This is a genomic window from Kitasatospora sp. NPDC097643 (assembly GCF_040302625.1).
GTDB lineage: Bacteria > Actinomycetota > Actinomycetes > Streptomycetales > Streptomycetaceae > Kitasatospora.
Window position 1 is genome coordinate 105,163 of record NZ_JBEOSA010000002.1, and the last position, 19,743, is coordinate 124,905.

20 protein-coding genes are annotated in these 19,743 nt (G+C 72.2%); 1 reads left to right on the forward strand and 19 read right to left on the reverse strand.

All coding sequences use genetic code 11. From position 1 onward, the window contains the following. Positions 1–41 precede the first annotated feature (41 nt). The 19 genes from ABTY15_RS02615 to ABTY15_RS02705 form a co-directional block, all read right to left on the reverse strand. Positions 42–623, reverse strand: coding sequence for a hypothetical protein (locus tag ABTY15_RS02615; RefSeq protein ID WP_350574816.1), 582 nt, complete (start codon positions 621–623; stop codon positions 42–44). After that, positions 620–1,813, reverse strand: coding sequence for a DnaB-like helicase N-terminal domain-containing protein (locus ABTY15_RS02620; protein ID WP_350574819.1), 1,194 nt, complete (start codon positions 1,811–1,813; stop codon positions 620–622). Before ABTY15_RS02620 ends, ABTY15_RS02615 begins: the two co-directional genes overlap by 4 nt. Next, on the reverse strand, positions 1,813–2,058 hold the full coding sequence (locus tag ABTY15_RS02625; protein WP_350574821.1) for a hypothetical protein: 246 nt from the start codon (positions 2,056–2,058) through the stop codon (positions 1,813–1,815). The genes ABTY15_RS02620 and ABTY15_RS02625 overlap by 1 nt, the downstream gene beginning before the upstream one ends. Positions 2,059–2,160: 102 nt before the next feature. Further along, positions 2,161–3,945: a type IV secretory system conjugative DNA transfer family protein gene (locus ABTY15_RS02630; protein WP_350574824.1), complete on the reverse strand. Its 1,785-nt coding sequence runs from the start codon at positions 3,943–3,945 to the stop codon at positions 2,161–2,163. A 105-nt stretch (positions 3,946–4,050) separates the two neighbouring features. Then, positions 4,051–4,473, reverse strand: coding sequence for a hypothetical protein (locus tag ABTY15_RS02635; protein WP_350574827.1), 423 nt, complete (start codon positions 4,471–4,473; stop codon positions 4,051–4,053). A gap of 26 nt (positions 4,474–4,499) precedes the next feature. After that, the gene (locus ABTY15_RS02640) at positions 4,500–5,150 is read right to left on the reverse strand and encodes a hypothetical protein (protein WP_350574830.1); all 651 of its coding nucleotides are present in this window, start codon (positions 5,148–5,150) and stop codon (positions 4,500–4,502) included. Between the two features lie 36 nt (positions 5,151–5,186). Then, complete coding sequence (locus tag ABTY15_RS02645) at positions 5,187–6,407, reverse strand: hypothetical protein (RefSeq protein ID WP_350574833.1); 1,221 nt, start codon at positions 6,405–6,407, stop codon at positions 5,187–5,189. 129 nt (positions 6,408–6,536) lie between these two features. Further along, on the reverse strand, positions 6,537–7,061 hold the full coding sequence (locus ABTY15_RS02650; RefSeq protein ID WP_350574836.1) for a hypothetical protein: 525 nt from the start codon (positions 7,059–7,061) through the stop codon (positions 6,537–6,539). Positions 7,062–7,136: 75 nt separating this feature from the next. After that, positions 7,137–7,634 carry a hypothetical protein gene (locus ABTY15_RS02655; protein ID WP_350574839.1) on the reverse strand — a complete coding sequence of 166 codons (498 nt, stop codon included), beginning with the start codon at positions 7,632–7,634 and terminating at the stop codon, positions 7,137–7,139. Positions 7,635–7,669: 35 nt separating this feature from the next. Continuing rightward, positions 7,670–8,416, reverse strand: a complete 747-nt coding sequence (locus tag ABTY15_RS02660) for a hypothetical protein (protein ID WP_350574841.1) — start codon at positions 8,414–8,416, stop codon at positions 7,670–7,672. Positions 8,417–8,511: 95 nt separating this feature from the next. Next, positions 8,512–9,618 carry a hypothetical protein gene (locus ABTY15_RS02665; protein ID WP_350574844.1) on the reverse strand — a complete coding sequence of 369 codons (1,107 nt, stop codon included), beginning with the start codon at positions 9,616–9,618 and terminating at the stop codon, positions 8,512–8,514. A 98-nt stretch (positions 9,619–9,716) separates the two neighbouring features. Further along, positions 9,717–10,976, reverse strand: coding sequence for a hypothetical protein (locus ABTY15_RS02670; RefSeq protein ID WP_350574847.1), 1,260 nt, complete (start codon positions 10,974–10,976; stop codon positions 9,717–9,719). A gap of 48 nt (positions 10,977–11,024) precedes the next feature. Continuing rightward, on the reverse strand, positions 11,025–12,530 hold the full coding sequence (locus ABTY15_RS02675; RefSeq protein WP_350574850.1) for a putative type IV secretion/conjugal transfer ATPase: 1,506 nt from the start codon (positions 12,528–12,530) through the stop codon (positions 11,025–11,027). A gap of 25 nt (positions 12,531–12,555) precedes the next feature. Then, on the reverse strand, positions 12,556–13,005 hold the full coding sequence (locus ABTY15_RS02680) for a DUF6238 family protein (protein WP_350574853.1): 450 nt from the start codon (positions 13,003–13,005) through the stop codon (positions 12,556–12,558). A gap of 34 nt (positions 13,006–13,039) precedes the next feature. Next, a complete protein-coding gene (locus ABTY15_RS02685; RefSeq protein ID WP_350574855.1) occupies positions 13,040–14,509 on the reverse strand; it encodes an SCO6880 family protein in 1,470 nt (489 codons plus the stop codon). Between the two features lie 144 nt (positions 14,510–14,653). Next, a complete protein-coding gene (locus ABTY15_RS02690; RefSeq protein ID WP_350574858.1) occupies positions 14,654–16,081 on the reverse strand; it encodes an SCO6881 family protein in 1,428 nt (475 codons plus the stop codon). A gap of 21 nt (positions 16,082–16,102) precedes the next feature. Then, positions 16,103–16,792 carry a hypothetical protein gene (locus ABTY15_RS02695; protein WP_350574860.1) on the reverse strand — a complete coding sequence of 230 codons (690 nt, stop codon included), beginning with the start codon at positions 16,790–16,792 and terminating at the stop codon, positions 16,103–16,105. Continuing rightward, positions 16,792–17,100, reverse strand: a complete 309-nt coding sequence (locus ABTY15_RS02700; protein WP_033819819.1) for a DUF6112 family protein — start codon at positions 17,098–17,100, stop codon at positions 16,792–16,794. The genes ABTY15_RS02695 and ABTY15_RS02700 overlap by 1 nt, the downstream gene beginning before the upstream one ends. 80 nt (positions 17,101–17,180) lie before the next feature. Next, the gene (locus ABTY15_RS02705) at positions 17,181–18,311 is read right to left on the reverse strand and encodes a C40 family peptidase (protein ID WP_502893408.1); all 1,131 of its coding nucleotides are present in this window, start codon (positions 18,309–18,311) and stop codon (positions 17,181–17,183) included. Positions 18,312–18,945: 634 nt separating this feature from the next. Here ABTY15_RS02705 and ABTY15_RS02710 point away from each other — a divergent pair. Then, positions 18,946–19,692: a DNA-methyltransferase gene (locus tag ABTY15_RS02710; protein WP_350574867.1), complete on the forward strand. Its 747-nt coding sequence runs from the start codon at positions 18,946–18,948 to the stop codon at positions 19,690–19,692. Positions 19,693–19,743 lie beyond the last annotated feature (51 nt).

Below are 19,743 nucleotides of genomic sequence, written 5' to 3' on the forward strand. Positions count from 1 at the left end.
GTCAGGTCCTGGGGTGAAGGTCGAAGGGGCGGCGGAACGGTTCATCGGGCGCGGGCCGGAGCGCGCTGGGCTGCCAGCGCAACAGCGGTCGTGGTTGGCGCCGGAGATGCTGTCGAAGCGCCGGGGGAGCGGGCGAGGGCGGCCCGCTGGAGCTGGACTGTGGGCGGCGGGGAGACGGCCGAGGCGGCGGTCCGCAGGATCTGGGCGGCCTCGGCAAGGTCGTCGCATGCTGTCTCGACGGCGAGCTCGATCATCTGCCCGGCATCGGTGTGAGCGTCTTCGTAGCCGGGCTCACCACGCCTGTTGGCTGTTCGGGCGACGAAGGCGAGCTGCTGGGCCACGGTGCCGAGGGCAGAGGCGGCCTGGGCGACGCTGCCGATTGCGTTGGCGAACGCCTCGGCCGCGTGCGTGGTGTGCTCCTGCGGCGCGGAAGCGTCCGCACGGAACAGGTACTCGTCTCCCAGCTCGGCGATGAGGCCGCCGAGTTCGGTGGTCTGCCGGGCCACGCCGATGGGGTCGGGCAGGCGGAACGGGGCGCTGACCTGGGGCAGTTTTTCGCGTTGGGCGTCGATCGCGGTCGCGGTGGCGTGCAGCAGCAGTGCCTCCGATATCGGGCTGTTCACGGGGTGCTCCGGAGGTGGTGGGTGGGCGAGGTGCGGACAGGTGACGTGGTCGTGGCGCCGGTCCTGGACATGGCGGCAACGGGCGGGGTGGTCCTCGGAGCGAGGCGCTGCTGGGGACTTCGGGACAGCGCCGCGCGCACTCGGGCCGCAGGATCGGGGCGTTGTGCTGGGCTAGCGCTCTCGGCTGCCGGGGAAGGCTGCCCGTTGGCCGTACGCCAGCGGGCGTGCACCTCGTCGAGCGGGCCGAGGGCATGCAGGGCCTGCCCGATGAGACGGCCCGGTGCCATCGCCTCGGCCTCGGCCAACGCCTTGATGGCGGTGGCGGCCCCGGCAGCGGTGCGCGCGATGGAGGAGCGGATGACCTGGTCGCCCAGCCACTCGGCCGAACCCGCCCCCGGGCCACCGAAGAGACTGTCGAGCTGTTCGCGCGAGAGGGTGCCATCGGCCAGCAGGCCGCGCCGCTGGACCTCCCACAGGGCGGTCACCTCGTCGATCGGCTCGCCCCGGTGGTGGAGAGCGCCGAGGCAGCGGTAGACCTGGCCGTGGCCGGCGTCGGCGAAGTCGCCGGGCCGCAGCCAGTCGTACACCTCGGCCATCGCTGCGGGCTGGTGGACGAGGACGGCCAGGAGGAACTGCTCGTCCTCGGTCTCCTTGGGCCCGACCGGTGACGCCGCCGTGCTCGTGCCAGGACCGGGCGGCGGGACGGGACGGGGCTCGGTGCCCCAGCGGTGGGCGAGGTCGCCGAGCACGCCGGTGAGGGCATCGGCGTGGTGCAGGACGCCCTCGACCTGGTGCTGCTCGGCATCGATGCGGGCGACGTGCTCCAGACGGACGGCGTGCTCCAGCACCGTGCGATGGATGGACCCTTCGAGCACCATCCGGCCGTACACCGGGGCGTTCTGCGGGCGCGGGCACGCGGCGATCAGGGTGAACGGGTACGAGGCGTTCAACCCGCGCACCTGGCGGCTCGCCTCGGCGACCGTGTCGGTCACCCACGTGAGCGGCACTGTCCCGTCAGCCTCCCGCACCGGACGCTGATCGTTGCTCAGGGTCCGCATCGCGGCGAACAGGGCTCGGTGAGCCGGGCGGTAGAAGTCGGCGGGTGTCAGCCAGGCCAGCGTGTCGAGCTGGGCCGGGTCGAGGAGGACCGCGCCGAGAAGGGCTTGCTCGCCCTTGAGCAGTGCGTCCATCACCGCCGCTTCCCCTTCCGCTTCTTCCGGGTGGCGGCCTGCTTGTCCCGGAGCCGGTCGACCTCGCGGTCGGCGGCGGCCATCGCGGCGGCGAAGCGGTCCAGCTCACCGGTGAAGACGGGGTCGGTGGCCAGGATCGAGCCGGTGCCGGTGATCAGCCACCACTGGCCGCCCCGGCGGACAACCGGCGCCCCGGCGAGGGGGGCCGAACGGTGCTGGGCAGCAGGCGAGTTGGTGTCGGACATGAAAGGACCTTCCGGATTCGAGGCGGAGGCGAGTAAGCGGCTGGGGGCGGCGCCGGCCGGAGAAGGGGCGGGTTCCCGGTCAGCGCCGCCGGTGGGGCCGGGTCATGCCGAGAGCGTGAAGCCGTCGCGGTCGGCGGTGGCCTTGGCGATGGCGCGTTCGGTGATGGCCTTGGTGGCGCGGGCGGAGGCCGGGCCGATCTCCTTGGCGGAGCGCTCCTTGTACCAGGGCTTGAGGTCGAGCATCGCCACCCGCATACCGGTCGCGAAGAGCAGGATCTTGCCCTTGGGCAGCGCGCGGATCTCGTCGGGCGGCAGGATCCGCTCGGTGCGCATCGACACCGAAGTCGACTTGCCGCTGCCGGAGTCGGACACGGAGACGGTCTGCACCTCGTGCTCGCCGATCTGCCGGGAAAGCCGGTCCGCGAAGTCGGCGTCGTCGATGCCCGAGCCAATGATCTTGGTGGTGGCCGCGCTCCAGAGGGCGTCCATGCCGGCCTCGCCCCAGCAGCGCTGGCCCTGGCGGTAGGACTGCAGGATGGTGATCGGGATGACGCCCCGGCTGCCGAGGTGGGAGTAGAGGTCCGGCAGGTCGCTGATGCGGCACACGTTCGCGGCCTCGTCGAGGACACACAGCGCGGGCGGGTCGAGTCGGCCGCCGGAGCGTTCGGCGACGATGACGGCCGCGCGCATCACCGCATCGGCTGCAGCCGCGATGATCGCCGAGGCCGAGCCGCCGCCGTCCTTGCTCAGCAGGAACAGGGTGTCGCGGGAGGAGGCGAAGTCGAACGGCTTGAACTCCGCCAGGCCCGGTGTGGGGGTGACCCAGGCGGCGATCTCCGGGTCCAGCAGGCAGCTCGCGTACTGGCGCGCCGTCTCGTAGATGCCGTCCCGGGTCTCGGTGGCGCCGGTGACGGTGCCCTGGAGCTGGGCGGCGACCGCGTGGTGGCCGGCGTCGGTGAGCAGGTCGACGGGGGTGCGGTCGGAGGGGGAGGCGAGCCAGGCCAGCACGTCGGTGATCGGGCGGCGGTGGCTCGCGGCGGCGAGGAACAGCGACCCGAGGGTGTTGCTCGCCGCGGTCGACCAGAAGTCGGAGCCGCTGGACTCGTCGACGGAGGCGGTGACGAAGTGTCCGGCCAGGCGCTTGGCGCCGGCGAGGTCGCGGGCGTCGGCGAGGATGTCCCACCACATCTCGCGCGGGTGGTGCGCGATCTGCTGCGGGTCCATGGTCCAGACCGTGCCGACCTTCGCGCGGGCGTCGGCACAGGCGGTGAAGGCGTCGTTCGCCGCCTTGTTGCTGGTCAGCAGCACCGGGCCTGGGGCGGCGAGGATCGCGGGGATCGCGATGCCCGAGGTCTTGCCGGAGCGGGGCGCCATGATGGCGACCATCACGTCCTCCCAGCTCGCGCGGACCTCGGCCCTGCCGGGGGAGAGCGTGCCGACCAGGATCCCCCGGTCGGCGGGGGCGATCTCCTTGTGGTCCTTCAGGCTCGGGCGCAGGCTGCGGGCCTTCTGCGTGATCTCCCTGTCGAGGAGCGGGGCGATGTCCGCCTTGCGGGCCATGCCGCTCCTGCTACCAGAGCGGTGGCGCAGCCACAGCACCAGGACGGTGACGGTGATGGCGAGGGTGAGGGCGCCGGGGACGATGCGGGCGCCGACCAGGACGGAGGTCGGGGCGAGGTGGGGCCACAGCCGGTCGGGGTGAAGGAGGGCGTCGGCGACGTGGAACGGCGCCCAAGGTCCGGACCCGAAGCAGTAGTTGGTGAGGTTGCCGGTCAGCCAGGCGAGGGAGCCGAAGGCGATGGCGGCGCCGACGACGGCGAACAGGAGGTAGAGGAGCGCGTCCGTGCCGGTGGAGGTCGACGGTGCGCCGGTGCGCGGGGCGGGCAAGGGAGAGTCCAGGTGGGTGCGAGCGGGCGGTGGGCGGGGCGCGCTCGGCTCTCGAACGGATCGTCACGGGGCTGCTCTCCATCGGGGCGAGGTGGAAGGAACGTTTCAGCAGGTGCGGCTGCTCGGGCGCTCGGACGTCGGCGTCGGCGGGGCCGGCGGCTGCTGCACGGTGGCGGTCGCGCGCGTCGCGGGGGAGGTGGCGAGGGCTGCCGCGCGCCGCAGCTCGGCGGGGTCGTCCATGCCGTCGAGAGCGACGACCAACTCCGGCTCGATGGCGACTCGGTGCTGCTGGACGCCAAGCAGGTAAGCCGCGCCGGACGCGGCGGTCAGCTGGTCCGCGCGGGGCCGCTCCGGCGGGAGGCTGTAGGAGGCGGGGTTGCCGGGGTCGGGTGGGGCAGTGAAGCCGAACTGGCGCAGGGTGCGGTCGATGAGACCAGGGGCATCGGTACGGCAGTCAGCCCAGATCCGGTCGTCGCCGCCGCGGTAGATCTCGACGTCGGTGCCGTAGGTGTCGGCGAGGTTTCCCATGGTGGTCGGTCCTCTCGGTGCTGCTGTCAGCGGGTACGGCGCGGTTGCGCGGCCGGGGCCGTGGTCGGCGCGGCAGTGGGCTCGGGGACGGTGGACGGCTGGGGCACGCGCCGGGGAGAGCCGGCGACGGCTGCCTGACGGCGCTGGGCCTCCGATGTGGGCGGCGGCACGCTGCCCATGACGTCGTGCAGCAGTTCACGGGTCCGCAGCACCGGCATGGTCTCCGAGTGGCCTGAGCGGCTCGGCTCAGCGGGGCAGTCGGGGATCCTCGCGGTGGCGGTCTCCAGGTCCTCCCGGACGGTGAGGAGCGCCTGGTGCGCGGTGGCCAGCCGCGCCCACGTGTCGTGGGACAGGTTGTAGCCGGGAGAGTAGAAGTCCACCCTGGCGCGGGCCCAGTCGGCCCCGGCCGCGACCAGCTCGGTCAACTGCGTCAGCGGGCCGACCAGGGCACTGGTCGTCTCCTCGAAGATCGCCGCCACGTCACCGGGACTCGCGTCCTCCTCGAGCCGGACGACCATGCCCGGCAGCGAGCGGGGGTCGGCGGTGGGCGGCGGGATGTATCGGACCTGGAGTGGCTCGCCGGCTGCGAGGGTCTGCTGGTCGCGGTAGGCCAGGCGGATGTTGTGCTGCATGGCGGCGCCGACCGCTTCTCCGATCGACGAGTAGTGCTCGGGCACCAGGGCTCCCAGGAAGTAGTGACGTGCAGGAACGTTTCAGCGGGTGCGGCCGGCGGGTACTGCCGCTGCGGCCGGTACGGGCGTGCGCCAAGCGGCGGGCAGGTCCGGGGCGTTGGCGGCGGCCGGGGCGGTGGTGCTGCGGGCGAGAGCGGCGCGGGTGCGAAGGTCGTCGGCACGGTCCGCCGTGTGGGACATGGCGCGCTGCACCTCGTCGACGGCCCCGGCGAGTTCGGCCTGGGCGGTGACCAACTGGTCGGAGGCGAAGCCGAACCGGTCGGAGAGGGCGAACTGGTCGGGGTCGAGTTCGGTGATCTGCTCGGAGGCGATCTCCAGGGCCTCCTGGAGACGCACCAGCATCCCGTCGTCCGGGTCGAACAGCTCGTCGAGCGCCCCGGCGAGTTCGGTGAAGGTTGTGGCGCCGCGCAGTTCGTCGGTGAGATTCAGGATCTGCTGACCTGTGGTGTTGAGCGGCTCGGTCTTGAGCTCGGTGTCGAGCTTGGGGTCGAGGTCGACGGTGTAGCGGGCGGCGCGCAGCATCTCGGTGGCGTGGGTGGCGATGGAGGCCCGGTCGGCGGGGTCGGTGGTGGTGGGCAGCCGGTGGCGGCGGCCGTGCCAGTCGTCGATCTGCTTGAAGCCTGCGTGGCGGAGCAGGGTGGCCGACAGGTCGTCGCTGGCGCCGGTGGCGACGACGCTGCCGCTGGGCTCGGCGCTGATGGTGATGGAGGGCATCCGGTGGTCCTTGGCGGTGGTGACGGTACGGGTGAGGTGGCCGAGCTCGGCGGCGATGCGGGTGCACTCGGCCTGCACGTGGAAGGGGTCGCGGTAGGTGTTGTGGATGTATCCGTCCTCGCGCACGACGGTGGCGACGACGTGCACCGACCGGTCGCCGTTGCGGATTGCCGCCCACCGGCAGCCGTTCGGGTCGCCGGCGGGGGCGAGCCCGGTCGCGGTGACCAGACGCCGGGCGACGTCGGCCCACTGGGCGTCGCTCAGGTCCGGGTGGCGCGGGTCGGATCGCACCGAGCACATCCACACCGGGCGCGCGGGTACGCGGGAGCCGATCCGCAGGGCGGGGGCGTCCACCACGCCGCCGCCGAGGACCTCCAGCGGGTCACCGAACAGAGGCAGTTGCTTGTCGGCGCCCCGGTAGTCGGCGCCGATCAGCCGGGGACGCAGCCGGTCGCCCGGCTCGTCCAGGCCGTACAGGGCGGGTATCAGCGCGGCCGTGGTGGTGGCGCGCTGGAGGTGGGCGATCACGGCGTCCCCTTCTCGGACGGGCGGTGCCCGGCGAGCGGGCTGACGGGGACAGAGTCCGCAGAATCAGGGGTTTGGCCCGGCCGGAGATCGGTGGTAGAAGCCGCGCTCGGGCCGGGCCGTCCATCACGCCTAGCGGAGTCGCTTCGGCGAGTTGAGCTCGTGGTCCGCAGCGAAGCGCTCGCAGGCGTACTGGGCGAATTGGTGGTCGTTGTGCAGCCGGGCCCAGCTGCCGTCCTGGCGGATGACGGTGGCGACGATGTCGAGCCTGTCGGCGGTGGAGCGCACAGCCAGCCAGCGGCAGGAGTTGGGATCGTTCTGCGGCTGGATGCCGGTGGCATTGAGCACCTGCTGCAGCAGGTGCCACCAGTGATCGTCGCTGAGGCCGGACTGGGTGGTGTTGCGTATCGAGCAGTGCCAGGTCAGGCGCGGGGAGGGGGTGTGGCCGGTGCGGGGCTTGCGAAGCGCCCGCGGTTCGTCCAGCAGCGCCGCCAGGTCCCGCAGGTCGTAGAACTCCTGATCGGGCGGACCGGGCGACCACGTAGCGAACAGGCCCGGCTCGAAGTCGGGGTCGTCGTTGAGCGCGTCCAACGTGTTCAGCAGGTCGAGGGTGCTCTCGGTGCGCCGGACGGTGCACTGCAGCGGGTAGGTAGCCATGGTGCTGTGTTCCGAATCGTGGTGCGGTGCGGGGAGTTGGGGCCGGTGTCCTGCGCCGGGCAGGGCACCGGTAGGTCACATGAAGGGGTTCTCGGTCGGCCGGTCGGCGTCCACGGCGGACTCCAGCAGTTCTTCCAGGTCGCCCGGTTCCGAGGTGCGCTGGTCGATCCACCAGCCCGCGCGGGTGATCGTCCGCGCCTGGTCCTCGATCCGTTCCCACTCGGACTCCGGCATGCCGCCGTCCAGGACGAGAGCGGTGTAGGCGGCGGCGAGGACCTGGTGGCGGCAGCGCACGCCCCAGGCGATGCCCTTCTCGGTGCCCTCCAGCGGCGGCATCCGGTACTGCGCGGACCAGGCTTCCGACTCGGCCTGTTCGGCGGCGCGCTTGGCCTGAAGCCAGGCGGCCTTCTCGGCCTCGTCGCCGGCCTTCGCGGCGCGCCAGCAGTCGGTGCAGTCCTGCTTGGCGAGCCAGTCGGCGAAGCCGGCGCGGCGGTCGGCCGGCCGGTCGCTGAGGTCCCGCTCGCTGTCGTGCCCGCAGGCGTGGGTGATTTGCCAGACCTTCTTCACGGCCATTGCTCTGCTCCTTGGTAGGGGTGGGGATGGGGTGGTCAGCGGGCACGGGCGAACGCGATGCGCGGGTCGACGGCCGCCGGAGGCGGACTCACGGCGACGGCGGTCGACACGGCGGCGGGTGCCTTGAGCACGGCCTCGTTGACGCGGAACTTGTGCGTGGTGAAAGCCTGCTGGGCCGGTGCGCGGCGGGCGGTCAGGTCATCGGCGAGATGCGGCTGGACTGCGACCTGCAAGTCGCCCGCACGGTGCATGGCGGCAGTGGCGGCGGCCATGCGCTCCAGCGACTCGCCCCGCTCGACGGTGAGCGGCAGGGTGTAGACGTCGAGGACGTGGTTGAACCGCCAGCCGTGGTCTTCGAGGATCTGACCGCCGCGCTCGACCGCGTTGATCGTGTCGGCAGTGGCAGCGACGACACCGAGCTGGGGGTGCTCGGCGAAGGCGACGTCCGGAGCGGTGTCCGGGGCCGGTTCGGTGGCGGGCAGCCGGGAGCGGGCCTGTTCCCGGGTTCCGGTGTTCTCGTTGGGGGTGAGCGCCATGTCGGTGTCGACCCGGTAGCCGGCGCCGGTGAGGAGCTTGGCGGCCCAGGCGGCGCGGTCGGGGGCTTCTCGGTGCTGGTCGGTGAGCGCGTACAGGCTTGGGTTGTCGGGCAGTTGCTGGAAGTCGAGGCGTTCGAGGAACCACTGGGCGGCGGCGTTCTGGGTGGGGAGGGAGGCGACGATCCCGTGGTTCGGGTGGTGCCCGATGGCGACGTCGGGCAGCTGGGTGGGTGCGGCGGTAGGCACGGTGGGGCTCCGCGTTGCTGGTTCGGACGGTGGACCGGTGGGTGAGGCGCGGTCTGCATCGGCGGGGCACAGCGGTCTTCCTTCCTGGACAGGGGTCAGCGGCGCGGGCCGGCAGCGCGTACGGCGCCGACCGGGGAGGCGAGGACGGCTTCGGCCGGGTGGCCGGTGAGGGTGCGGGTGGAGGTGGGGGAGGTGGCGAGCGCGGCGAGCACCCGGGCATTGGGGCCACCGGCCGCGACCAGGGCTGCGGACCGGGGCCGATTGGGGTGGGCGGCGTGTCGGTCGGCGAGGTCGCCGCGCATCGCCCGGATCTCCCGCACGTAGCCGTCCGCCATGTCCGCGATGTAGCGCAGGCGCGCCGCGTAGTGCGGATCGGCGGCGCCGCCCAGCCCCTCCCACCAGGAGGCCGTCTCCTGCAGGACCGCGACGGTCTGGTCGAGGACACCGTCACCGGGTGCGGTCAGCTCGCTCAGCGCGTCGACTGCCTCCCGGGTGTGGCCGGCCTCCGCGATGGTCTCGCTGACCTGAGCCAGCGACCGGGCCGGGGGCAGCGCCGGCGGAAGGCTGTGGTCGATCAGGTCCGCCGGGCACGTGAAGCGGTAGCCGGCGGAGCGCAGGTAGTCGACGGCCCGTGTGACGGCGACCCGGCGCTCGCCGGGGTCGACCATGGCGGCGGGAAGCCGGTGGTGGGTCTCGTGGATGCGGACGACGGGGATGAACCCGGCGCGGTGCAGTGCGGACTCGGCGCCTTCGCGTACGGCCCGGACCTGCTCGCGGGACGGAACGCCGAGGTCGTCGAGGTGCTCGTCGACGGCGGCGAGCAGCTTGGACACGTCTCCCGCGTTGCGGGCGTCGGGCCCGTTCAGCCTGCTGTCGTAGACGACTTCGAACAGCTCAGGGTCGTCGGGGCTGGAGTGATGAGTCACCAGCCAGTCTGGTGCGGTGTCGTCCGTATGGCCGGACTGCTCCGGCGAGATCACGAGGCGGCTGCCGTCAGGCAGACCCGCGTCGACGATGTAGTCGTCCGCCCCGAAGTCGACTCCGGTCTCAAGGCCCCGCTGAGCGAGGGGGCGGGTGACAGGGAGATAGCGCCGGGCCGGACCGGTGGCGTTGCGGTCGGTCAGGGTGTCCGGGCCGTAGACGTGAGCGGTGACACCGAAAGCGTTCTCGGTGAACAGGACGGTCAGATCAGAGGGTTGCATGGGTGTTCCTGGGGGCGAGCACTCGGGGCGCTTTGGGTGGGGCGCTGATGATGCCGGGGACAACGGACTTGGTCCGGCTGCGAAGCGGTGGTAGGCGGTTACCGCGTGCGGCGGGGTGTGCCGAGAACCGGCGGGAGGGGCGGTGCAGGCGTCACCGAGGAGTCGCCTCGGGGATGGCCGGTGCGGGCGAGCGCGGCCTTGACCTGCTGCTCGCGGTCCTGCACTGGCTGGGCGATCTTTGGTGCGACGTGCGCGGCGAGCGCGGGAAGCGGGCCGTCCCTGAGCGGTGCGGCGGCCTGCCACGCCTCCTGGTTGCGCAGGTCCACGGCGCGGTCCCGGGCTTGCTGGGCCGTGGGGTGCCCGGGGAGGACGCAGTCCATGGCGTCCTGCCAGCCCTCCCGGATCTCCCGGAGCCGTCCGAGCGTCCTCTCGGATTCGCCGAGCCGTCGCAGGGCGGGGCCGGTGACGGGGTCGAGGTGGTCCTCGACGCGGGCGGTGGCCCGGATGCCGGCCACGAGGTGCGGACCCTGGTCGGTGAGCGTGGTGATGTAGCGCCAGGCCGCACGGTTGCGGCCGGCCTCGGATTCGAAGCCGCCGGCCTCCCCACGACGGCTCCAAGGCAAGCCGGTTCCGGGGATGTAGACGGTGCTCAGTCGCTGCAGGCCCTCGGCGGCGAAGGCGAAGGAGTTCGTCCGCGCCTGCCAGGCGGCCTGCCGGTAGCCGGGCGCGAGGCGGTCCCGGACATCGGCCGCCACCGTGGCTGGCGTCGCGTCGGCGGGGAACACGATGCGGGCCGGGGGCTTCATGCCGCCGAGGAGGCTGTCGGGATCGTCGTCGGGCAGGGCGGCGCGGACCACCAGCTCGTGGCCGGGGCGCGGCCGTACGGCGAGGAACCGCTCACCGCCGGGGCCCGCGAGGAGCAGGGCGGTGTGCGGGGCCGAGACGCTGTCCCAGGGCGCTGGACCTCCACCCCAGAGCCGTTCGCGCAGTTCGACGAGATCCCGGCCGGGGTTGAGGGGACAGGGCTGGACGGACCACCCGGGCAGGTGCTCGGCCAGCTCGGCGGCCAGCGGCGGAACGGGCACGGGGCGGCGGGGCCGGTCGGGCAGTGCCCGGCCGTCCTCGTCGAAGTACACCTGTACGTACGTCTCCTCGCCGAGTTCGCTGTCGATGCGGGCATCGCAGGGCTTGAACACGGCGGATGAGGACACCCACTGGGCGCCGTCGCGCTGGGTGGAGGTCAGTACGGGGTGCCAGTTGGTGTGAAGGGCGGGGCGCTGGTCGGGGCGGGCGGCGACCAGCTGCTCGAACTCCGTGAAGTCGGCCGCCGTGAGATGGGCGTGGTCGAGGTAGGACACAACGTCGTTGGTAGACAATCGGGTTCAGGATTCCTGAAGTCGGGCCGGTCAAGCGGCCATGCGGAAGTCGGTGTCGTACAGCTGCTTCTCCCTGGAGTGGAGGAGGTGCTGCACGATGAAGCTCAGGCTGGCGACCTTCCACAGGCCCCGGCCGCGGGTGAGGGCGGCGATGGCCTGGGCTTCGACGCCGGTCAGACCGAGCAGGGCCATGGCGGCGGGGATCTGGTCCGGTTCCTGCCGGTAGATGATCCGGGTGCTGCAGTCGGCCAGGAGTCCCTCGGCGAGCACGCGACCACGCGAACCGGCGTCGCCTGCGGACAGCAGATCCGAAAGGCGGTGCAAGATCAGGAGGTTGGCGATGCCGAGACCCCGCGACAACTTCCACTGCTGCTGCATCCGCTCCAGCAGGCCGACGTGCCGCATGATCCGCCACGCCTCGTCGTAGATCACCCACCGGCGACCGCCGGCGGGGTCCGCGAGGGCGGACTCCATCCACGCACTCGCACAGGTCATGGCCAGCACCAGGGCCGTGTCGTCGCCGCTGCTGCCGAGCCGGGAGAGGTCGATCGAGAGCATCGGCGCGTCCGGGTCGAACATCACGGTGGACGGCGCGTCGAACATGCCGGACAGGTCGCCGTGGACAAGGCGGCGAAGAGCGTGGGCGAGGTCATCGGTGGCGTGGCCGAGGCTGCCGGCCTGGTCACCGAGGGCGGCATCCAGGCGCTCAGGTCGGCCGAGAGCCTGGGCGATGTCACCGAGCAGCGGCACCGTGCCCGTCGCCTCGGCGTCGGCGACGGCCAGGTCGAGCGCGACGTCCAGGCCCGTGTGCTCCATCGGCAGCAGATCGCGCTTGAGCACGGTGGCCGCAAGGCTGGCCAACAGCAGGAGGCGCCGCTTGCGGACCTCGGCGGTCCAGTCCTCCTCGCTCACCCCGTCCGGACGCTGCGGTGCGTCCAACGGATTCAGCTTGCCGGGCAGGCCGGGGCCGAGCGCGATCGTCTGGCCGCCGAGGGCCTCGGCCAGGCCCGACCACTCACCCTTCGGGTCGGACGGGATGTAGATCTTGTAGCCGTGGGCGATGGCGCGGGTCGCGATGGACTTGGCGAGCGCGCTCTTGCCCATGCCGATGATGCCGCACAGGATCCCGTTCGGGTTCGTGAAGCCCTCTATTCGGCCGGAGTTGTAGAGGGCGAAGGGGTCGTAGCAGAACGAGCCTTCGGCGTGGAGGTCGCGACCGATGAAGATCCCCTCGGCGCCGAGGCCGGCCTCCGCGAGGAAGGGGTAGGCCCCGCCGGCGACAGCGGTGGTCATGCGGTGCTTGGGCAGGCGGAGCTTGCCGCCGCGCGCGGAAGCAGGCCCCGGGCGGCCGGAGACCGGGTAGACGGGCCGCAGCTCGGGGTCGGCGGCCTCGCGCTCGCGTCGCACGGTCGGCAGGGTGGCGAGGCGGGCCTTGGTGCGGGCCTCGGCGAACCCGGCACGGGCGGAGCGCCGGTCGGCTCGGCTGGTCTTGCGCGGGACGAACAAGTGGGAGGCGGTGGCGCGGTTCCTGGGCATGATCACGGATTCCGGGGGGTGAGAGTCAGCGGCGGACGAGGCCGGTGAACGGGGCGTGCAGGTCGGCGGGGGTGGTGCGGCGGCGGACCAGCTGGGCGGTTTCCTGGTGGCGGCGGCAGATGGTCAGCTCCGGCGCGCCCTCGGGAAGGCGGGCGCGGCATGCGTCGGGGCCGGGGACCTCACCGCTGCCGGGCCGGGGTGAGGCGTGGTAGGCGGCGTGGAGGTGGTCGGCGGCCTGCCACAGGCGGGTGCGGGCGGCCTTGAGGTGGTCGCCCTCGGCCGGCAGTAGGGGGGAGGTGCGCTGGGTGTGGGCGTCGAGGAGGCCGTGCAGGGAGACCAAGTGCTCGTGCAGGCAGTCGAGTTCGGCGCGGGAGGCGACCAGCGGGCCGGTCGGGACGTTGAGCGCGCGATGGAAGTCGATCGCGGCGGTCGCGTACGGGACGAAGTCCTGCGCGGTGGCGGGGGTGGCCGGCATCAGGGTGCTCTTTCAGAGGGAGGGCGGGCCGGCATCAGGCGGCGAGGGCGAACGGCAGCGCGGAGGCGGTGAACGCCTCGGCCTGCTGCCACGTGAGCGGGCGCAGGTCGAGCTGGGCGCCCACGGCCGCGGTCTCCACCACGGCGCAGGCGGAGCGCAGTTCGTCCTCCGTGTCGGCGGAGACGGTCAGCAGCCCGGTGAGGGCGACGTCGGCATGGCCGGCGATCAGCTGCCGCTCGCGATCCTGGATGTCCTGGTACTCCACCGAGTCGGCCTCGCTGGCCACCTGGCCCTTGCGGGCACGCTCGGCCGAGTCCGCGATCACCGACGCCTTCTTGCGGCGGACATCGCGCATCGCCGAGTCCAGGTCCTTCGGCTCGTAGGACAGCGAGACCGTGCGGCGCACACCCGAGGCGAACATCAGCTGGTGCAGGAAACCGGGGTTGACCTGCGTACGGGGCCAGTTCTCCACCCAGTAGGTGGTGTGGTGGGCGGAGTCGGTCGAGATGTGGTCGGCCTTCTCCACCACGACCACCGGACCGGCGGCGGCCGGGTCGGCGGCCGGGCGCCCGTCCTCGGACCAGCGGTCCAGCGCCGCACGGGACTTCGGGTCATAGGCGGTACGGGCGACGGCGGCGATCTCGTTGGCGTTGAGCCAGCCGGTCGGGTTGAGGCCGGCGGTGCGGGCGGACTGCTCGAACGCGGAGGTGAGCTGGGCCAGGACCGCGAAGCCGCCGGTCAGGCCGCCTCCGGCCTGGTTGATCAGCCGCCGGGCGGCCTTGAAGTCCATGGCGACGGCGACGTATGCCTCGTGCGGGGCGGCGGCCGGACCGGCGCCCCGGATCAACTCCCCGTACAGCTCGCCGGCGAGCGGCGCGTCGGGGTGGCCGTGCTCCTCCCAGTAACGGCGAAGCGCGTCGCCGGTGTCCGGGACGGTCCGCTCCACCACCTGGATCCGGGCGACATGGCCGGTGCGGGCCAGCGCCGCGAGAGCACGCCCCCAGCCGTTGACGTTGGCGCTCTGGGTACCGGGGTCGAGGAGGGCGTAGGCGCGGGAGGAGACCTTGACGATCGCGGTGAGGGTGCCGGCGTGCGCGTCGTGGACGGCGCCGTAGCGGCGGTCCGGGGCGGTGACCACGCGCAGGCTGGCCGCGCTGCCGGGCAGGTGGAGCAGACCCTCGCGCACCGGGCGGGAGGAGGGGCGGACGAGCCAGACCAGCTGTCCGCGCAGGCGCCGCAGGCCGTAGCGGGCGGCGATCGGTGCCCAGTCGGCGAGGGTGCGGCCCCGGTAGCGGATGAACACCAGGGCGGCGACAGCGGCCCACAGGGGGATGAGCTGCAGGGCGCCAGTGACGCCCCGGGTGGTGAGGACAGGGAGCAGCATCAGGCCGGTGGCAGCGCAGGCGATCAGCTGCGGCGCGCTCAGGCCGAGCAGGATGCCTCGGCGGCTGCGGTGGGGGAACTTGACGGACGCAGGGGTGGCGTCGGGCGTCGAGGAGGGCATTGGGATTCCAGGGTGGTGAGCATGCGGGTGGCGGTCGGGGGCGCGGCGCTCTTCTGGACGTCATCGCGGGGCTCCTTCGAGAGTTCGGACCGGGGGCCCTGGGGCGGGCGGCGAACGGCCGCCCGCCCCAGGAACAAGAGCCGGTCAGGAACCGGGCTCGGTGGGCCGGTTCGGGAAGACGAACCGGGACGGTGCTCCGGCCGGAGACGGTCCGGAGGCTGCCGGTGGAGGTGGTGCCGGGACCGAGGGGGCCGGACTCGGCGCCGAAGGCGCGGGTGCAGCCGGGGTCGTCGACAGTTCCGGCGCGGACGGAGTGGCAGGCTGGGTTGCGGCTCCGTTCTGGCCGCCGCCGGACGACGGCTGCCCACCACCTGAGCCGGAGGCGGCCCGGGTGATCAGGGCCGGGATGCCAGGCCGGGTGACCAGGGCGCGCCCGCGGTCACCGGGCGCTGCCGGGTCCTCGCCGAAGCGGAACTTCGTCGGCTGCTGCGCGGGGCCGGCGTCGATGCCTTCCTTGCTGATCCGCCCGGTCGGGTCGATGCCGGAGGAGGCACCGCCGCCGTTCATCCCGGGGACCTGGCTGGGGCCCTGCGGGGCCGGGACACCGGTGCCCATCTGCATCGCGAGGCCGGCAGCGGTCTTCGCCGCCCCAGCGGCCACCGCGACACCGGCGACGCTGGTGCGGTGCATGTCCTCGTGGCCCGAGCCGTCCGTCGCCCAGTGGATGAACTTGTAGCAGGCGTACGGGCAGAGCAGGATCAAGACCATGATCACGACACCGGCCATGGCGTCGGAGAGGGCGCTCATCCCGTCATGGGCGTTCGAGTTGCCGATCGCGGAGATGCCGGTAATGAACACGATGGTCATCAGGAGCTTCGACGCCACCAGGGTGGCGGTGGCCTCAATCCAGCCGCGCCGCCAGCGCTGCGCGACCTCCCAGCCTCCGCCGGCACCCGCGAAGCTCGCGAGGACGACCAAGACCAGGATGCCGACCTTGCGGGCGACCATCGTGCCCCAGTAGAGGAACGCGCCGATCGCGCACCCGATGGCGACCAGGGATGGGATCGTCCAGCCGAGCCCGTACATGAAGCCGAGTTCGGAGACCTTGATGATCCGCCGGATCGCGTCCTCCAACGTGGTCCCGGCGGCCTTGAACAGCCCATCGGACAACGCGTCGACCACTGTCACCGCCACCGAGGTGAAGGAGATCGCGCAGAAGGAGAACAGGACACCGGTCATCGTGCCCCAGGCCGCGCGGGCCAGCGCCCGGTCGTCACGGCGCCAGGCGGCGAGGATCAGCTGCGCGCAGAACGTGCCGACCGTGAGGATCAGGCCGATCGGCAGGATCAGCTCGTAATTCTGCCTGAACCAACCGGCGTTCAGGTCGATGCCGGTGGTCTGGTTGACCCCCTGCGAGGCGAGGTTGACAGCGCTGGTCGCCAGCTCCGTCATCGACTTGGTGATCCACGCACCGATGCCGTCAGTGATGCTCTTGCCCGGATCGGAGACGAAGTTGATCGCGTCGACCGCGTCGCACACCTGGCTGATCATGGGGACGTCGCAGACACCCATGGGGGAACCTCCTTCCTGGGGTTAGGGCGAGACGGTCGGCAGCACGCCGACCAGAGCGCAGGGACGGTCGGGGCGGCACTGGACGGCGAGGGTGGACGAGCGGTCCTCGGCCCCGCCCTGCGGGGCGCCGTTCCAGGCGATCGACTGCTTGCCGGTGACGGTGACGGCGTAGATGTACGCCTGCTTGATCGCCCCCGGATCGGCCTGCAGCGCCCTGGTGAACGTGTCCGGGAAGTGCGCCTCGTCCGCGGTCGCGGTGGCGAACTGGCCGGAGTCGGCCATCCGTCCCCACAGCAGCGGCGAGGGCACCAGGCGGTCCACCGAGCCGGCGTCCGCGTAACTCCCCTCGGTCGTCAGCCACCGGTGGAGGCCGGCCACCAGCTCCGGCTGCGAGTACGAGCGGGTGTCGTACGACCACAGCGCCACCGCCGCAGCCTTCGCGTAGCCGATCGGATCGTGCGTCGACGGCGGTGACGGCACCGAACCGGCAGTGCCCGTGGGCGAGGCCGACGCGGAAGCCCCGACAGGGGAGGGCGAACTGGCCACCGGCGAAGCCGGGTTGGGCGTGGCCCGGGTATCGCGGGTGAAGAAGGCGAGGGCGCCGGCCAGGACGACGAGGACCACCAGGACCACGAGGCCGAGCAGCGCCCGGCGGCGCACGCGCGATGCGCCGCCGGACACGCCTTCACGGGTGAAGGAACGATTCTGCATCAGTGGACCTGACCGCCAAGGCCCGAGAAGAAGGCGACAATCCCGTTCGCCGCGCCGATCAGCAAGGCCGCGCCCGCGCTGACCAGTACGCCCTTCTTGCCGTTGGCCTCGGCCTGGTGGCCGCCCGAGTGGTGGCCCCAGGCCCAGACCCCGGCGCTCACCGCGAGCGCGCCGACGATCGCGATGATCCCGAACAGGTTGAGCGAGCCCATCACCTGCTTGAGGACCGAAAGGCCGGGCAGCCCGCCCTCGTTCGGGGTGATGCCGGGGTCGAAGGCGAGCTGCGTGGCCGCGTCGGCGAGAAACATGAGAACTCCAGTTCGAATATGGGCATGCGAAGGCAGCCCGAGAGGGGAGGAGGGGGAGGGGAAGGTGGGAGAAGCGCCGGTCAGACGACGCGGCGGGCCGCGAGGATCTCCGGCCGCCATTCGGCGAGCGTCGAGATCTTGACCACGTCACCCGTGTGCGGGGCCTGCACGACGAGCCCCGAGCCGATGAACATCCCGACGTGTTCCGGCACGGCGGCGGTGCCCCGGGTGAAGAGCAGGTCACCGGGCTTGAGGGCGTCCGCCGAGACGGCCGTGCCCTGCTTGACCTGGTCGTAGGTGGTCCGCTCCAGGGAGATGCCGGCGGCCTTGTAGGCCATCTGCATCAGCGAGGAGCAGTCGCACCGGCCCATCGGGTCCGGCCCGTGCGAGTTCTCGCACGTCCCGCCCCACTGGTACGGGGTGCCCAGTTGGCCGAGCGCCCAACGGATTGCCGTCTGGACCTGCTGGGGGGCGTCGGTCGGAATCGTGTACCCGGCCGGGAGTGAGCCCGCCGGGATCGTCCCGAAGTTGGTGCCGTCGCCACCCGTTGTCGAGGTTCCGCAGCCGCCGGTGCTCGGCGAGGGGCTCGCGGTGCCGCCGCCTGAAGGCGTCGGCGCCGGGGTCGGGCTCCCGTCCGGTGGTGGCGAGGCGGTGCCGGTGGGGGTGAGCAGCGGTTCGATCGCCTTCTGCAGGGCGGTCGCCAGGGGCTCCCACTTGGCGTAGGCGTCGGGGAACCCGCTGCGCTGCACCGCCTGGGCGGCTTGGGTGATGGTCATCGACTGCCAACCGCTGACCTGGTTGAGCGCCTCGTAGAACTTGGTCGAGGCGTACACCGGCTGCATGATCTGCGCCGGCGTGCCCCAGCCCTGGGATGGACGCTGCTGGAACAGGCCCAGCGAATCGCGGTCCCCGTAGTTGATGTTCCGGAGTCCGCTCTCCTGGAGGGCTGTTGCCAGGGCGACGATCTGCCCGCGGAGGGGGATGTGCATCGCCACACCGGTGGCCTGGATCGTCTTGGCGTTCGGGATCTGCTCGTCCGGCTTGTCCAGCCCGGCCACGGCCGGTGCCGACAGCGGGCTCGAGCCCTTGAGGATCGACTCCACCTGCGCCGCGACGGCGGAACTGTCCACAGCCTGTGTACCGCCGCCGGTCGGACAGGCGGACGCCGACGCGTTGCCCGCGCCGACGATCACCACTGGCAGAGCCAGCATCAGTGGGCCGCAGGCGAGAACGCCGACGAGCGTGCCAGCGGTCTTCTTCACGGCCGCAGCCCATCGCCGAATCGATACAGGGCAGTTGGCGGGGGACGATGAGGGCACGGGTGTGCCAGGGCATGCTGCATCGCAGCGGCTCCTTGCGGGATTCGTAGGAGGGCGCGGTGCCGGACTCTCGTGCGAAGAAGTCACCGGCACCGCGCCGGTTGTGAAACCGCCCTCGCTCAGGGCGGGCCCGGGTCAGAGGAGTTGGTAGCTCCCGGACGCCGGTCTCGGGTCACGCGCGGCAGCCAGCCGCGCTCGTAATCTCAGCCGGAACACGAAGGCGCTCCTCGGAATCGGGGGAAGGAAGGTGCCGCCCGTGTGGCTCCGCGAGACAGAGCAACACAGGGCAGCACAGGGCAACACGCGCCGGGCCCAGGCTCGTTCGGCCTGCTGCCCGGTTGGCATGGCGAGACAGTAGACGCGAAAGTCGGCCGCACCAAACGACCCCCGACCAGGCCCCCACCTGCGTCGCCCCTCGTTAGGTCCGGCCGCCGATCGCCGCTACCTTCCTCGACATCCCCGCTCCCGGCGGCTGCCGCCGGGCGCCGCCCGGAGCGGGCCCAACCACGCCCTGAAGGAAGAACCCATGAGCTACAAGCTGCACCGAGGCGACGCTCTCACCGTCCTGAAGTCCCTGCCCGACGAGAGCGTCAACGCGGTGATCACCGACCCGCCCTACAACAGCGGCGGCCGGACCAGCTCCGAGCGCACCAGCCGCGAGGCCCGCGCCAAGTACGTGACCAGCAACAGCGCCCACGACCTGAAGACCTTCCCCGGCGAGAACCGCGACCAGCGCTCCTACCGGTCCTGGCTCACCGAGCTGCTGACCGAGGCGTACCGGGCAAGCACGGAGCACTCGGTCGCGATGGTCTTCTCCGACTGGCGACAGGAGCCCACCACCAGCGACGCGCTGCAGATGGCCGGGTGGACGTGGCAGGGCACCATCCCGTGGATCAAGCCCGCCAGCCGTCCACGCAAGGGCGGCTTCAAGCAGAGCGCCGAGTTCATCATCTGGGGCGTCAAGGGCACCCTCGACAACAGCCGCGACCTCTACCTGCCCGGCCACTTCATCGCCAGCCAGCCCCGCAAGGACCGCGTCCACATCACCCAGAAACCGCTGGAGATCATGCAGCAGCTCGTCCAGATCTGCCCCGAGAACGGCACCGTCCTCGACCCGTTCACCGGCAGCGGCTCGACCGGCGTCGCCGCCCTACGCGAAGGCCGGCGATTCGTCGGCGCCGAACTCTCGCCGCACTACGCCGACGTGGCCGAACAGCGTCTGCGCGCCGAGCTGACGCAGGACGACTTCGTCCTCGCCGGACCGGAGGCGTGACGGTGAGAACCATGGGCAGTCGGCACCGACCGGCCCGCAGACACAGAAGGG

Coding starts and splice junctions, on each gene's coding strand:
- ABTY15_RS02620 (WP_350574819.1), bottom strand. CDS start 1,813: ATGGACGCACTGCTCAAGGGCGAGCAAGCCCTTCTCGGCGCGGTCCTC.
- ABTY15_RS02690 (WP_350574858.1), bottom strand. CDS start 16,081: ATGGGTGTCTGCGACGTCCCCATGATCAGCCAGGTGTGCGACGCGGTC.
- ABTY15_RS02695 (WP_350574860.1), bottom strand. CDS start 16,792: ATGCAGAATCGTTCCTTCACCCGTGAAGGCGTGTCCGGCGGCGCATCG.
- ABTY15_RS02700 (WP_033819819.1), bottom strand. CDS start 17,100: ATGTTTCTCGCCGACGCGGCCACGCAGCTCGCCTTCGACCCCGGCATC.
- ABTY15_RS02635 (WP_350574827.1), bottom strand. CDS start 4,473: ATGGGAAACCTCGCCGACACCTACGGCACCGACGTCGAGATCTACCGC.
- ABTY15_RS02705 (WP_502893408.1), bottom strand. CDS start 18,311: ATGCTGGCTCTGCCAGTGGTGATCGTCGGCGCGGGCAACGCGTCGGCG.
- ABTY15_RS02675 (WP_350574850.1), bottom strand. CDS start 12,530: ATGCCCAGGAACCGCGCCACCGCCTCCCACTTGTTCGTCCCGCGCAAG.
- ABTY15_RS02680 (WP_350574853.1), bottom strand. CDS start 13,005: ATGCCGGCCACCCCCGCCACCGCGCAGGACTTCGTCCCGTACGCGACC.
- ABTY15_RS02625 (WP_350574821.1), bottom strand. CDS start 2,058: ATGTCCGACACCAACTCGCCTGCTGCCCAGCACCGTTCGGCCCCCCTC.
- ABTY15_RS02665 (WP_350574844.1), bottom strand. CDS start 9,618: ATGCAACCCTCTGATCTGACCGTCCTGTTCACCGAGAACGCTTTCGGT.
- ABTY15_RS02710 (WP_350574867.1), top strand. CDS start 18,946: ATGAGCTACAAGCTGCACCGAGGCGACGCTCTCACCGTCCTGAAGTCC.
- ABTY15_RS02650 (WP_350574836.1), bottom strand. CDS start 7,061: ATGGCTACCTACCCGCTGCAGTGCACCGTCCGGCGCACCGAGAGCACC.
- ABTY15_RS02685 (WP_350574855.1), bottom strand. CDS start 14,509: ATGCCCTCCTCGACGCCCGACGCCACCCCTGCGTCCGTCAAGTTCCCC.
- ABTY15_RS02655 (WP_350574839.1), bottom strand. CDS start 7,634: ATGGCCGTGAAGAAGGTCTGGCAAATCACCCACGCCTGCGGGCACGAC.